The 14394-nt window shown below is 62.6% G+C and carries 9 protein-coding genes; 4 read left to right on the top strand and 5 right to left on the bottom strand.

What is annotated here, in order from left to right; all coding sequences use genetic code 11:
- Positions 1 to 318 precede the first annotated feature (318 nt).
- Both NW855_RS04270 and lgt read left to right on the top strand, forming a co-directional pair.
- The gene (locus NW855_RS04270; RefSeq protein ID WP_011431479.1) at positions 319 to 1011 is read left to right on the top strand and encodes a response regulator transcription factor; all 693 of its coding nucleotides are present in this window, start codon (positions 319 to 321) and stop codon (positions 1009 to 1011) included.
- A 217-nt stretch (positions 1012 to 1228) separates the two neighbouring features.
- Positions 1229 to 2368: a prolipoprotein diacylglyceryl transferase gene (gene lgt / locus NW855_RS04275; protein ID WP_414508392.1), complete on the top strand. Its 1140-nt coding sequence runs from the start codon at positions 1229 to 1231 to the stop codon at positions 2366 to 2368.
- A gap of 42 nt (positions 2369 to 2410) precedes the next feature.
- Here the strand turns inward: lgt and NW855_RS04280 are convergent, their stop codons facing one another.
- The 5 genes from NW855_RS04280 to NW855_RS04300 all read right to left on the bottom strand — a co-directional run bounded on the left by NW855_RS04280 (position 2411) and on the right by NW855_RS04300 (position 12988).
- Positions 2411 to 4366, bottom strand: coding sequence for a tetratricopeptide repeat protein (locus NW855_RS04280; protein WP_414402801.1), 1956 nt, complete (start codon positions 4364 to 4366; stop codon positions 2411 to 2413).
- 2 nt (positions 4367 to 4368) lie between these two features.
- Positions 4369 to 5850, bottom strand: coding sequence for a site-2 protease family protein (locus NW855_RS04285; protein ID WP_414390817.1), 1482 nt, complete (start codon positions 5848 to 5850; stop codon positions 4369 to 4371).
- Between the two features lie 46 nt (positions 5851 to 5896).
- Positions 5897 to 6988 carry a magnesium-protoporphyrin IX monomethyl ester (oxidative) cyclase gene (acsF, locus tag NW855_RS04290; protein ID WP_414402802.1) on the bottom strand — a complete coding sequence of 364 codons (1092 nt, stop codon included), beginning with the start codon at positions 6986 to 6988 and terminating at the stop codon, positions 5897 to 5899.
- A 99-nt stretch (positions 6989 to 7087) separates the two neighbouring features.
- The gene (gene gltB, locus NW855_RS04295) at positions 7088 to 11695 is read right to left on the bottom strand and encodes a glutamate synthase large subunit (RefSeq protein ID WP_011431483.1); all 4608 of its coding nucleotides are present in this window, start codon (positions 11693 to 11695) and stop codon (positions 7088 to 7090) included.
- 288 nt (positions 11696 to 11983) lie between these two features.
- Positions 11984 to 12988, bottom strand: coding sequence for a hypothetical protein (locus NW855_RS04300; RefSeq protein ID WP_240527313.1), 1005 nt, complete (start codon positions 12986 to 12988; stop codon positions 11984 to 11986).
- 67 nt (positions 12989 to 13055) lie between these two features.
- Between NW855_RS04300 and NW855_RS04305 the strand changes: the two genes are divergently transcribed.
- Both NW855_RS04305 and NW855_RS04310 read left to right on the top strand, forming a co-directional pair.
- Complete coding sequence (locus NW855_RS04305) at positions 13056 to 13253, top strand: hypothetical protein (RefSeq protein WP_011431486.1); 198 nt, start codon at positions 13056 to 13058, stop codon at positions 13251 to 13253.
- Between the two features lie 74 nt (positions 13254 to 13327).
- Positions 13328 to 14362 carry an ATP-binding cassette domain-containing protein gene (locus NW855_RS04310; protein ID WP_414402803.1) on the top strand — a complete coding sequence of 345 codons (1035 nt, stop codon included), beginning with the start codon at positions 13328 to 13330 and terminating at the stop codon, positions 14360 to 14362.
- The last annotated feature ends 32 nt before the right edge of the window (positions 14363 to 14394 follow it).

Raw genomic sequence — 14394 nt, forward strand, 5'->3', positions numbered from 1 at the left:
GTTCTTTTGTGGACTGCGTAAGAATCCCCCGCCTTTAGGCGGTGGGAGTGTCAAATATACCTACTTTTCGAGGCAAGGCAGCAATCTCTCTGGACGCTTTCCAGGTCTAAGTAGGGGAGTATCTTTAGTCATTTAGACAGGCCAAAACCCTTATAGGAACTCAGGTACGGCCTGTTAAAGAATTAAAGGGCACAGTAGCAACACCTAGCAAACCAACTTCGGAAGCAGGATGGATTGATTAGTACCGCCAGTTCCCACGGCTAGGGTATGCTGGTGAGCAGTGAGCAAGTTTCCTGCCTTTTCTTTTGAGGAGAGAATATGCCAGAACCGGAATCCTCCTCAGCCCACATTCTGGTGATCGAAGATGAGGCCAAACTGGCCCGTTTCCTGGAAACCGAGCTGGCCTATAGGGGATATCGGGTGAGTGTGGTCGGCGATGGCACGGTGGCCTTGGCGGCAGCCCGCGACCAGAACCCCGATTTGGTGCTGCTGGACTGGATGTTGCCCGGGATCTCGGGGTTGGAAGTTTGTCGGCAGTTGCGCTTGACGGGCAACCGCGTGCCCGTGGTGCTGATGACTGCCAGCGACGAGGTGGCAGATCGGGTGGCAGGTCTGGATGCTGGGGCAGATGACTATGTGGTCAAACCCTTTAGCCTTCAGGAGTTGCTGGCGCGGATACGGATCTATCTGCAGCCCCCCAAGGGATCTGGCGACAGCCGGTTGGTGTTTATGGATCTGACGCTGGATCCGGTGACACGCCAGGCAAGCCGGGGAGAGCGACAGGTGGAGCTGACGGCCAAGGAATACGACTTGTTGCGCTACCTGATGGAACACCCCCGCCAGGTGCTCACACGCCAACAAATTTTGGAGCATGTGTGGGGCTATGACTTTACAGGCGATTCCAACATCATCGAGGTCTATATTCGCTACTTGCGTCTTAAGATCGAAGGCCCAGGGGAGAAGCGCCTGATCCAGACGGTGCGCGGGGTAGGCTACGTGTTGCGCGAATAGGAGGCCGACATCCCCCAGAAGAATGGCCTGGGCAGCCTGGGGGGATCGCTGCTGCGGCAAGATTGGGGAGAATGGATCCCTATCGAGGCGCGGGAACGGCTGCTCAAAACTGGAGAAAAGAACCCGGAGAGGATTTCGTCCTGCTAGCAGGTGAGGTTGATGGAAGCCGACTGCTGGAAATGAATGGGGGGATTTTGGGGTGCAGAGGGTGTTGTCGATGAATCTAGGGAGTGCAGGGCTGCTGGGCCTTACCTTCAGCTCACCGGGAGAATTTGTCTTCCGCTTTCCCCCCGAAACCCCTCTCGTAGGTGGGCTGGGGCTGCGCTGGTACGGCCTGCTGATGGCCATTGCCGTGTTGCTGGGGCTGCTCTTGACCAAAGCCTTGGCGGAGGCCCGCCACCTGGAGAAGGAGCCAGGCGAGGCCAGCGAACGGGTCGAGATCCTGGCCCTGTGGCTAGTGGTATCGGGATTTCTGGGCGCCCGCCTCTACTACGTCCTCACCCACTGGTCAGAGTTCCAAGACAACCCCCTCCTGGCCTTTGCCATCTGGCGGGGAGGCATCATCATCCACGGTGGGATCTTGGCTGGTGCACTTGCCCTCTACCTTTACTGCCGCGCCACCGGGATCAACGGCTGGAAGTACGCCGATGTGATCACGCCGGGGCTAATCTTGGGCCAGGCCATTGGGCGCTGGGGCAATTTTTTCAACTCTGAGGCCTATGGAGCCCCCATTCCCCCAGACAGCAGTTGGCCCTTGCGGGTATATATCCCCCCCCAAGCCCGCGAGCCTGACTACAGCCAGTTTGAGTTTTTCCACCCCATCTTTTTCTACGAAAGCCTGCTCAACCTGCTTCTGTTTGCTCTCTTGATGGGGATGTTCTGGCGCTTCCCCAAGCTCAAAGATGGCACCTGGGTCTGGACCTATGTGGTCGGCTATAGCTTGATCCGCATCCCTTACGAAATTTTGCGCGTCTCGGCGGTGGCCTATCTGCCGGGAACTTCCATCAAGGCCGCCTACGTGGCCAGCGCCGTAGGCCTGGTGCTGGGGATCGGCATGCTGGTCTATATGTACCGGCTGCGCTTCGACCCCGATTTGGAGCAGTTGACAGCTTGGCTGGCCCAACAGGCAGGGCTAGAACAGGAGACGGCTGCTGAGCTGGTGCAGCGGGCCTGGGCCATCCAGCAAAAGCACCGCCGCGCTGACTTGCTGGATCGCGTCACCCTGGCCATGCCCCACTTTCCCAGCGCCCTTGCCCCCCATCTCTCTTTGGGCCAACGGGAGCTGCTGATGCGGCAATTGTTCTGCCGCTTGGAAGGTCAGGATCCCGCTGGAGAAGGGCTTCCCCAGCCAAGTTAGCGCCAGAGCTATCGGGCCGGACTAGGCCACCCAAACTAACCTTCAGGTCTTCAGACTTTGCAGCCACGCTTCTAGGGCGCGGATGGGAGCGGGATCCCGGTAGAGGCGCTCTTGGCGGGCTTTTACCCGCTGCCCTATTTCCTCACGCCAGCGGTCATCCAGGCCCAGCCGCACGGCAATCTGGATGTACTCCTCTACGCTAGAGGCGATGGTCTCGTAGATCCCCATCTGCCGCAGGATGGCGTAGGTGTGGCGGCCCCGCATCAGGGATCCCGGCAGCGTGACGATGGGCAGGCCATGGGGCAGGGCTTCCAGGGTGGTGTTGCCGCCGGACCAGCCGATGCTATCCAGGTAAACATCCCCCAGGGCGTTGTAGGCGGCATATTGGGCAGGCGAGAGCTCCGGCAACAGCAGCACATGGTCTTCAGCGGCCAGGCCGTAGGCTTGAAAGGCCCGCTGCAGCCGTTGCCAAAAGCGCTGGCGGATCCCTTGGGAGAGGCGGCCTCGCAAAAACAGGAATTGACACCGCCCCACTTCCCGAGCAATGCGGGGGAACACCTCGTCGTACTGCGGCAAGTACTTGAACAGAGATTGGGCGCAGAGGTAGAGCACCCTGTCGGGATCCACCCCCCAGGCTAGCCAGTCCACAGGGGCGGGGTCAATGTCCAGAGGGATGTAGTAGGTGCCGATGCCGGGCAGGGGCAGGAGCTGCTCGGTGTAGTGGCCGGCCCCGTCCGGCGGCTCCATCAGCTCGCTGCTGAGGAAAACATCCATTGTTGGCAGGCCAGAGGTTTGCGGATGTCCCCAGGCCATGGCCTGCACAGGGGCCAAACGCAGGGCGGCCAACTGGGCACAGACCGGGTCGATGCCCACCTCCGGGTAGAGGAGCACGTCCAGTTGCGCCTCCCGAAGGGTTGCCTGCCACTCCGCCAGGCTGCGGGATCCGGCCACAAACTGCTCAAAACGAGGGGGCAGGGAGCGCGTGATCTCGTCTTGGACGGCCGAGGTGTGGAAGCCGTAGAGGGCCACTTGGGAGCGATCCAGAGCTTCTACCCAGCCGCCGGTCAAGATCTTCCACACCGAATGATCCCGGAACAGGCCGGAGACGATGCCCACCCGCAGCCGGCCAGGACCTCGCCGCAGGACAACAGGGGGCTGGGGGTAGCGGGCCGCCATCACCTCCCCCACCAGGGATCCGTACAGGTGCTGCAGCTCGCGGTCGTTCTGGCCCTGGTAGGGCAGAAAGAAGGGTTGGACGGAGCCGACGCCGGCGGCAGCGCGCTCTAAAGCAGCGGGATCCCGCGGCAGTTGGGCCCAGCGGGCCTTGACCTGTTCCAGCGCTTGGCGGTAGCGCTGGCGGGCGCTTGCAATTTGCTCAGGGGTGTCGTAGAGCAAAGGCAACTGGCTGACGCACCAGCCCAGGGCCGCGGCCAAATCGGCGGGATCGGCCTGCCAGAGGCGGTAGAACAGCTCCGCTGCTTCCGCCTCCCGGCCACAATCGCGCAGCAGGATGGCCAGCGTGTAGGCGGCATCGGCAAAGTCCGGCTGCAACTCCAGAGCCTGCTTCAGGGGTACCAGGGCCGCCTCCAACTCCCCCTGTTGCCGCAGCACCAGCCCCAACTGGTACAGAACTTCCGGATCCGGCCCCCCCTGCTCCAGAGCCTGTTGGAGGTGAGCTTTTGCCTCCTCCAGGCAGCCTACCTGCTTGAGGACAATTGCCAGATTGTAGTGGGCGTCGGGAAACCACGGCTGCTGGGCCAAGGCCTGCTGCATCAGGGCAATGGCTTCTTCCAGGGATCCCTGCTGCTGCCGGCAGATCCCCAAGAGGTGCAGCGCCTCCGGGTGGGCGGGCTGGGCTTGCAACACCTGTTGGTAGAGGGAGATGGCCTCCGGCAGTTGCCCCGCCTGGTGATGGTGGACAGCCTGAACCAGCAGGCGCTGCAGGTGCTGTTCCTGGTTCTCTCGGCTGGGGCCAAAGCCCTTTCCCGGCGGCGACATCTTTAGCCGTTGGGAAAATTCAAAAAGCCTGCCAAGGCCGGGGCAATCGGCAGCAGGGTCATCACCATCAAAAAGAGGGCCAGCAACGCCAAGGCATCCCGTTGGCCGTCGGTCTCGGTAATCTCATCCTGCGGGGGACGCTCCGGCTCGCGGGCAATAAAGAGAATCAGCAGCGCCCAGTAGAGGGCCAAGACGTTGCTGATGGCCGCCACCGCCAGGGCAATCAGGGTAATCACCGTGGCGCGGGCCGCCGTCTTCCGCCCGTACACCGCCTGCACAATGCGACCCCCGTCCAACTGCCCCGCCGGCAGCAAGCTCAAGGCGGTGATGGCCAGGCCAATCCAGCCCACCGCCACGAAGGGGTGAATGGGCACCAGCTCCGCCTGCAACTGGGATCCCAGCACCAGCCGCGCCAGCGTGCCCACCAGGATGGAGCTGCGAAAGATCTCCGTGGGCACGTACAGCCCCCCGGAGCCAGACAGCCTTAGGCCGACCAGCAGCACCACCAAGGAAAGGAGGCCGCCCGCCGCCGGGCCGGCAAAGGCGATGTCGAACAGGGCCTTGCGGTTGGGCACCGGCGACTGGATGCGGTTTAGGGATCCCAGCGTGCCGATCCCCAAGCTGGGGATAACAAAAGCCGGGCTGAGGCGGACGCCGTACTTGACGGCCATCCAGCGGTGGCCCGTCTCGTGCACCAGCAAAATGGCGAAGATCCCCGCCGCCACGGGCAGGGCCTCCACCCAACGCCCCGGCGCCTCCAACAGCCGGAAGCCGAACAGGTTGGCCCCCACCTCCAAAGTGGCCAGAAAGCTAGCCAGCATTAGGCCTGCTGCCAGAATCTGGGCTCCCCTCGAGGTGCGGTAGTTAACAATCTCATCTGGCAAGACCACCACCGCCGGCTTTTCTGAGGCATCTTCCACCAAAAACAGTTGGTAGCGGCTGCCCAGCCGCTCCCTTAGCCTTTCCTGCAGCAGCGGCACCACCCCCTCCGCCTCCCGCCGTAGGTTGCCCTTGAAGATCGCCCCCTCCCCATAGGGGATGGTCTCAGTCACAAAAAAGGTGTCCAGGCTGAAGATGGACTGAATGGCCTGCAAATCTTCCGCAGAGATGCCCCGCAAGACCAAAGGCTGCTCGGCAGGCGTCTCCCCAGCCCCTTCCGAGGGGATTTCCTGCCGCTCCTCCATCTGGGCCAACTGCTGCCGCCGCGCCTGCAGCTCCTGCTGGGCCAACTGACGGGTTTTGCGCCCCACGGCAATGTAGAGCCCCGTGAACACCAGCAACAGCAGCAGGAAGCCGGCGAAGTTGAGGTAGATCCCCAGCAACAGCAGCCCCAGAAAGACCACCCACGGCAAAAGGAGCAGGGATCCCTGTAACCACACCCAGACGGCCAGGGATCCCCGCCGGCGGGCTCGCCAGAAGCCCCAACCCAAAAACGCCAGCGTTCCCAACAAAAAGAGGGGCGTAATCTCGGCGGCGATGTTCATGGCTAACCCACGAGGCTTACCAATAGGGAGCTGGAGTCAAAACGGCTCAAGCGGAAACAGCCGTTCCTTCAAACCGAGGCTCCGGCTGCTCCCACAAGTAAAAGCCAGCTTTGCGCGGTTTGAGCAGGAACAGCCGCAGGAACTGGTAGGCGTTGTTGAGGTAAAGAGGCAGCTTGCGCAGGCTCTTGAAGGGCCCAGCTCCGCGGGCAATCTCCCTCAACTTGGCGTTGTTGGCCACGCACTTCTGCAGCCGGCGCACAAACTCGGGGTTCTCCACATCCAGCACCACCGGGAAGACCTTGGCCGCCTCGCGGTTGGTCTTGTAGATCACCTCCATGTCGTAGGTGTGCGGATCCAGGCCCAGGAGGCGGTAGAAACCTGGGCGCTCGCCCACGTCGTTGAGGTACATGGTGGCAAACACCGACAGCAGGAAGAAGCGACACCACAGCTCCGCCACCCACCCCTCGAGCAGCCGCGGCTGGCTCAGGAGCATGAGGGCAAAGAAATCGCCGTGGCGGTTCTCGTCCTGGCACCAGTTCTTGAAGAAATTGAAGATGGGGTAGATGCGGTTTTCAGGATGGGCCTCTAGGTGGCGGTAGATGAGGATGTAGCGCCAGTAGCCAATCTTCTCGGAAAGATAAGTGGCGTAGAAGATAAAGCGGGGCGCGAAATAGGTGTAGGACTTGTGCTTGGTTAAAAAGCCTAGATCAAAGGCCATGTTGAAATCGCCCATGGCGCGGTTGAGGAAGCCGGCATGGCGAGCTTCATCGCGGCTCATCAGGGCAAAGCACTCAGCCAAGACCGGGTTGGTCTCCTTCAGCCTGCGGGATAGCTCCTTGTAGAGGAGGAAGCCGGAGAACTCCGCCGTGCAGGAGCGCTCCAAAAACTCCACAAACAGCCGCCGCGCCTCCGGATCGAGCCGGCTTTCCCAATCTTGGTTGAACTCCTCGCCGCGGACGAAGTGGTGGCGGTTGTAGTCGGCGCGAAACTCCTCCAAGATGGCCCGGAAGTCGGCCTCTCGATCGCCTAACCCCATCTTGCCGATGGCCTCGAAGTCGGTAGTGTAGAAGCGCGGCGTCAGGATGGTCTCGGTGGGCACTCGCGCCTGGGTTTGGGCAGCTCGCAAAGTGGAACTCATAGGGGTTACAGGATGAAAAGGCCAGTATACTCTCGCAGTTTACCAGCCCTTGTGGCCGGCGGGGGGATAAGAAGTGTTACCGACAGGCCCCACAACCCCCTACGACTGCACCGCCGCCGGCTGGGATCGCGCCGGATCCGTCAGCTCACTCCCCTCCTCCGAAGGAGGGATCACCTGCCAAAACAGAGGCAGGTAGCGCTCCCAGTTCTGCAGGATGCGCTCGGCTTTGGGGGAATGGGTGCGGCGGTAGTGCTCTTGGATCAGGCCCTTCAGTTGCGCTTCCGCCGCCGCCGTCTGTATCCGCTGGATGCGCACGATCTCGCCGTTGACCTTGGCGGGGAAGTTGCCCTCTTCATCGAGCACGTAGGCCAGGCCGCCGGTCATGCCCGCCCCCAGGTTGCGGCCCACCCGCCCCAGCACCACCACCACACCGCCGGTCATGTACTCGCAGCAGTGGTCGCCGGATCCCTCGATCACCGCCTGGGCGCCGGAGTTGCGCACGGCAAAGCGCTCCCCCGCCTGGCCGTTGGCAAACAGGGATCCGCCCGTGGCCCCGTACAGACAGGTGTTGCCCAGGATTACATTTTCCGCCGGATCCCGCGGGGCTTCTGGGGGAGCCAGAATGACAATTTCACCGCCGCACATGCTCTTGCCCACGTAGTCGTTGGCTTCTCCCGTCAGGGTCAGGCGCATGCCCGCCAGGGTAAAGGCCCCAAAGCTCTGGCCGGCTGTGCCCACAAAGCGCAGATCCAACAGCCCCCCTTGTCGGACAAAGCCGGTATCCCCATACAGCCGAGCCAGGGTGCCGGCAATGCGCCCGCCCACGCAGCGGTCGGTGTTGGCGATGGGCAGCTCCAGCATGGCCGCGCCGCAGGTCTCGATGGCCTTTTGCACCTCGGGCCGGGCCAAGATGGCGTCATCCAGCACCGGGCCATTGGAGTGCACCGGCTCGTGCTCCAGCCACTCTGGGCGCTTGTGGGGATCAAAGCCCGGCGGAGTTCGCAGCAGACACTCCAAATTCAAGGACTGGGTTTTCGCCAAAGCCACATCGGCGCGGGGGCAGAGCAGATCCACCCGCCCAATTACCTCCTCCAGGGAGCGGTAGCCCAGCCGGGCCAGGATCTGGCGCACTTCCTCGGCCACAAAGGCGAAGAAGGTCACCACCTGGTCCGGAGTGCCAGGGAAGCGCTTGCGCAGCTCTTCCTTTTGGCTGGTCACCCCCACCGGGCAGTTGTTGGTGTGGCACACCCGCGCCATGATGCACCCCTCGGCAATCATGGCTACTGTCCCGAAGCCGAACTCCTCTGCCCCCAGCATGGCCGCCATCACCACTTCCCAGCCGGTGCGAATGCCGCCGTCCACCCGCAGAATTACCCGCTGCCGCAGGCCGTTTTCCAAGAGAGCATGATGCACCTCCACCAGGCCCAGCTCCCAGGGTGCCCCCGCATGTTTGATGGAGCTCAGGGGAGAGGCCCCTGTGCCCCCCTCGTGGCCGGAGATCTGGATGATGTCGGCATTGGCCTTGGCCACTCCCGCCGCCACGGTGCCGATGCCCACCTCCGCCACCAGCTTCACCGACACCTGCGCCTGCGGGTTAACCTGGTGCAAATCGAAGATCAACTGCGCCAGATCCTCGATCGAGTAGATGTCGTGGTGGGGCGGCGGCGAGATCAGGGTCACCCCCGGCTTGGAGCGGCGCAGCTTGGCGATGTAGGGGCTGACCTTTTTGCCGGGCAGTTGTCCGCCTTCGCCCGGCTTGGCCCCCTGGGCAATTTTGATCTCGATTTGCCGCGCGTTGAGCAGGTACTCCGGCGTCACGCCAAAGCGGCCCGAAGCCACCTGCTTCACCGCCGAGCTGGCGTTGTCCCCCATGCGCAGGCCCTTAAGGTGAGGAAAGCGCGCCGAGGTCCCCTCGGGTGTTACATCGGTGATGGGGATGTAGCGCTCCGGATCTTCCCCGCCTTCGCCGGAGTTGGACTTGCCGCCGATGCGGTTCATGGCAATGGCCAGGGTCTCGTGGGCCTCGCGGCTGAGGGCCCCCAGCGACATTCCCCCCGTGGCAAAGCGCTTGAAGATCTCGGTGGCCGGCTCCACCTCCTCCAGGGGAATGGGATCCCGGTCGCTGCGAAAGTCCAGCAGATCCCGCAAGGCTGTGGGGGTGCGGCCCCGCAGATAGGTCCGGTAGATCTCGTAGTGGTCGGGCTGGCCTGAGGCAATGGCCTTGTGGAGCAGCTTGGCCATCTCCGGGCTGTTGATGTGGTATTCCCCCTTGGGCCGCGCTTGGATGAAGCCAAAGTTCTCCAGCTTTTTCGAGGTGAGCTGGGGGAAGGCTCGCTGGTGATTGGCCATGCCCTCGCGGGCCAGATCCGCCAGCGTCATCCCCCCCACCCGCGACACCGTGCCGCGGAAGGCCAGATCGATCACCTCTTGGCTGAGGCCGATGGCCTCGAAGATCTGGGCCCCGTGGTAGCTGGAGAGGAGGGAAATGCCCATCTTGGAGAGGATCTTGAGCAAGCCCGCCTCGATAGCTGCCCGGTACTTCAGTTGAGCTTCGGCCAGAGAGAGCTGGGGCAGCTTGCCGGCGGCCATTTGGGTTTGCGTCTTGGGCTTGTGCCACCACTGGCGCACCGCCTCATAGGCCAGGTAGGGACAGACGGCGCTGGCCCCGTAGCCAATTAGACAGGCAAAGTGGTGGGTACTCCAGCACTGGGCTGTCTCCACCACCAGGGAAGCGCGCAGGCGCAGCCCCTCCTGGATGAGGTGATGGTGGATGGCCCCCACGGCCAGCAGAGGCGGGATCAAGGCCTGCTCGGCGCTCAGGCCGCGATCCGAGAGGATTAAGATCTCTGCTCCCTCCCGCACCGCTTGCGCCGCCTCTTGACAGAGGGCTTGCACCTGGGCGGCCAGCCCTGCTGGCCCAGCGGCCACCGGGTAGAGGATCGGCAGCGTGCGGCAGGGAAAAGGCGTCTGCTGCAGGGCGGCCAGCTCCGCCTCGTTGAGCACCGGGCTGCGCAAGTGCAGCAGACGGGCATGCTCTGGGCGAATCTCCAGCAGGTTGCCTTTGGATCCCAGGTACACCTCCAAAGACATCACCAGGCTCTCCCGCAGGGGATCAATAGCCGGGTTGGTTACCTGGGCAAAGCGCTGCTTGAAGTAGTCGTAAAGGGGGTGGGGCTGGGTGGAGAGCACTGCCAGCGGCGCGTCGTCCCCCATGCTGAAAACCGGCTCTTTGCCTGTGGCGGCCATTTCCTCGATGATCATCTCCACATCTTCCGAGGAGTAGCCGCAGGCAGTTTGCAGTTGGAGCAGCTGCTCTTCGGTAAGCTGCGGGGCGTTCTCAAAGTCTTGGCTAGCCAGCTGAACGCGGTGAGCCCTTAACCACTCCCCATAGGGGTGCTGAGCTGCCACCTGGGTTTTGATCTCCCAGTTTTTGTAAAGCTGGCCACTTTGCAGATCCACCGTCAGCATCTGCCCCGGCCCCAGCCGCCCCTTTTCCAGGATCTCGGCTTCCGGCAGCGGAACCACCCCGGCCTCTGAAGCCACCACCAGCAACCCATCGCGGCTGAGGGCATAGCGGGCCGGGCGCAAGCCGTTGCGATCCAGGGTGGCGCCAATGGTTTTGCCGTCGCAGAAGACCACCATAGCCGGCCCGTCCCACGCTTCCTGCAGGCCGGCGAAGAACTCGTAGAAGTCCACCACTTCCGGGCGATCTTGCAGCTCCGGCTGGTGGCGGTAGGCCTCCGGGATCAGCGCCATCATCGCCTGCTGGCTGGAGTAGCCCGACGCGATCAAGAGCTCAAAGACCGCGTCCAGGCCCGCTGAGTCGCTGCTGCCGGGATCGATGACGGGTTTGAGCTCCTCGATGGCCTCGCCCCAGAGGGGATGGGCCAGGGTGGGCTCGCGGGCAGCCATCCAGTTGACGTTGCCGAGATACGTGTTGATCTCGCCGTTGTGGCAGAGGTAGCGGAAGGGCTGGGCCAGCGACCAGCGGGGCAAGGTGTTGGTGCTGAAGCGGCGGTGATAGGTGGCGTAGGCGGTGGTGTAGAGGGGGTTGTGCAGATCGCGGTAAAACTGGCCCAGCACCGCCGATTGCACCATGCCTTTGTAGACAATCAGCCGGCAGGAGAGAGAAGCAAAATAGATGGAATAAAAGCCAAACCGGCTTTCCACCTGCCGCCGCAGACGCCGCCGCAGCAGATAGAGCTGCCGCTCCAGCTCATCTCCCGCCAGCCTGGGATGGGTGAGAAGCATCTGCCAGATAGAAGGCAGGGTTTGCCGCGCCATCGGCCCCAGGCACTCCGGATTGACCGGCACCTGGCGCCAGAGGGGCCGCCCCCACTCGCTGGTGGCCAAGTAGTCGTCGATAAGCTGGCGTACCGCCTGGCACTCGGCGGGAGCCTGAGGCAAAAACACCATGCCCACCGCGCTGCGGCCGGGATCCCAAGCCCGGATCTCGTCCCTCTCTGCCTGCAGCAGTTGCCAGGGAATGGCTGTGGCAATGCCGGCCCCATCGCCGCTTTGGTTGTCGCCGCCGCAGCCGCCGCGGTGCTCCATGCAGGCGAGAGCTTGGAGGGTTTTTTGCAGCAGCTCGTGGCTGGCTCTCCCCTGGCGATCCACCAAAAACCCAACGCCACAGGCATCCCGCTCTTGAAAGTGCCAGCTTTCCTGCAGGATGGGAACCGAGACCTGGGAGCGATGGGGATTCATGGGGAAAAACGGCTTGGAATGAATCACGCTTTAGAGTTGGGAAACTAGCATATCGCAATCCAATCCGGCAGGAAAAGGGGTCAGCCCCAAGTCAAGCTGGATTTTGCCGATAGGACAATCGGATAAGCGAAGAAAGCCAAAAAAGGCTCGCTACGAACAGATTTTTCCAGTTTTTCTGCCAGCTTCTTCGGCAGACTTTGGACGATCTGGGACAACCAGAGGGTATGCCTCAGCTGGCGCTGGCTTCGCTTGCCGCCAACCGGCCATGTGGAGAACTGCCATTAACTGTTATCTGAAGAAGTCGGAAAATGTATTTCGCAGATCGGAGAGCCGGTCGTTGAAGCAGGTGAGCCGGTCATCGGTGGAGCTCACCAGGGTTAAATCTGCCCTGCCGGTTGCGCCCTCGGATCCCAAGAGGGGGACGCTCATGCGGCTGGGATCCGCAGGATTCTGGGAGACGCGGATGACAGCTTGCTGGCGGTTGAACTGATAGGCCTCGGCCACGTAGCGGATGGGCTCGCTCAAATTGGGATCCACCGGCAAGCTGGGGGCCGGCAAAAGATCCACCAGCTCGGTAAAGGTGCCGCTCCGCAGGCCCACCACGGCAGCAGCCCCCAACTGGTTGCAGATGGCGATGAGCACCGGCTCTTGGGCGCTGGCGCTGACGTTGGCCAAGGTGACGGTGACGGTGGCCCGGCTGGGCGCTGGGGGATAGGTGATCTCAAAGGTGCGGGCAGAGGCGTTGCCCAGCTCGTCGCGGGCGCGGAAGCGGAGCTGCCCTCTGTAGGGCAGGATGGAGGAGAAGTAGAGGCCAAAGCGATCGCTAGGGCCCCGTCCAGGGATGTTGGCCTGGCCGGGGACGTAGGCGAGGACGGCCCGCGTCTGCCAATTGTTGGGCGGCGCATAGGGCAGCAGCGGGCCGCTATTGAGGCTGGGGGGTTCTCTGGGAGGCGGATCCGGCTGGCCATCTCTGTTCAAGTCCAGGCCGTTGCCCAAAAAAGCCACCGAGCGTTGGAGCAGGATGGGGCGGTTTTGGGTATCGACCAGAGGAGACCGCCCTTCCGCCAGCCCCGCATTCTCCACATAGACGTTGAAGGGGCGATTCAAGATCTGGTTGTCCCGCTGCCGCCGCACGTTGAACTGCAAGTAGGGCCCCACCGCGCCCGCTGTCGGGGATCCCCCTGTAATTTCAAAGTCGTCGGCCCGCAGAAAGGCATTTTCCAGCGGGCTAAGCGGCGTTGTCGCCTCGCCACAGCCGACCAGGCCGAGCGCCAAGATCGCCCCAGCTGCCAAAGATCCCAGTCTAGGTTTGACGAGATTTGGGATAAGAGATTGAACAGGGGAAGTCGGGCCCGCACAGGTGGGATGCGCAGGCCGGCAGGCAAGCTTTGGCTTCACCATTCATCTTCTCCCCACAACAGAGATTGGCGACCGGGCTGAGCGGGAAATCGGCGAAAATCCACCTGCAGCCCCCCAGCGTCGCCTGAACCACTATATCCTGAGCTTCGGTTTGGATCCCACCATCCCTATGGGGTTGGGAGCCATGAGTCGGCGATAGGGAGGGAGGAATTGAGGGAATCGCTACTCCTTTCTCCTGAGCCGGCTTGATAGCTTAGAGGAAGCGAAAGGTGGATGCCCATGTCAGATACCCCTGCAGTCTTGGTAGAACAACTCCAGAAGCGCTACGGCTCCACAGTGGCCGTGGCCGATGTCTCCTTCCAAGTAGAGCCCGGCCAGATCTACGGCATTCTCGGCCCCAACGGCGCCGGCAAAACCACCACCCTGCACTGCCTGTGCACCCTGCTGCGCCCCGACGCAGGCCGGATCGAGGTGTGCGGGATCCCCGTCAACGAAAATCCCAAGGCAGTACGCGAAAAGCTGGGCTTTGTTGCCCAGGAGGTGGCTTTGGATAAGGTGCTGACGGGGCGAGAATTGTTGCAGTTGCAGGCCGATCTCTACCACCTGCCGCGGCCCTTGGCCCAAGAGCGGATTGCCACCGTCCTCGAATTACTGGGGCTGGCCGACCGGGCCGACCAACGCATCGGCACCTACTCCGGCGGCTTGCGCAAACGCCTCGATCTGGCGGCAGGACTGCTGCACCAGCCCCAGGTGTTGGTTTTGGACGAGCCCACGGTGGGCCTAGACGTTCCCAGCCGGCAGGCCATCTGGGACTTCCTGCGCCAGCTCAAGAACACCGGCGTTACAGTGGTGCTCAGCAGCCATTACCTGGAGGAGATCGACCTATTGGCCGACCGGGTGGCCATCATCGACCGCGGCAAGGTGATTGCCGAAGGCACCCCAGAAGAGCTAAAAGCCCGCGTCGGCGGCGAGCGCATCACCGTCAAGCTGCAGGAGTTTGCGCCGCCAGAACTGGCCCAACGGGGGGCCGAACTGCTGGGATCCCTGCCCTTTGTCCAAAAAGTGGTGATCAACAGCGCCCAGGGCAACGCCCTCAACCTGGTGGTGCAGCGCAACGGGGAGGATCCCCTCAGCCAGATCCGCGCCCACCTCGAGGCCCATGGGCTGGAGGTGTTTAGCAGCAGCCAATCTCGCCCCAGCTTGGATGACGTGTATTTGGCGGCAACCGGGCAAACCCTCCTGGATGCGGAGCTGGCTGCCGCCGAAGCCAACCTGGGCAAAAAGAAAAAGTACAGCCTTTTAATTTAAAATAGGGTACAGGTATTCAAGAGGAAGGAGAG

The sequence above is a fragment of the Synechococcus sp. RC10B2 genome (assembly GCF_047502635.1).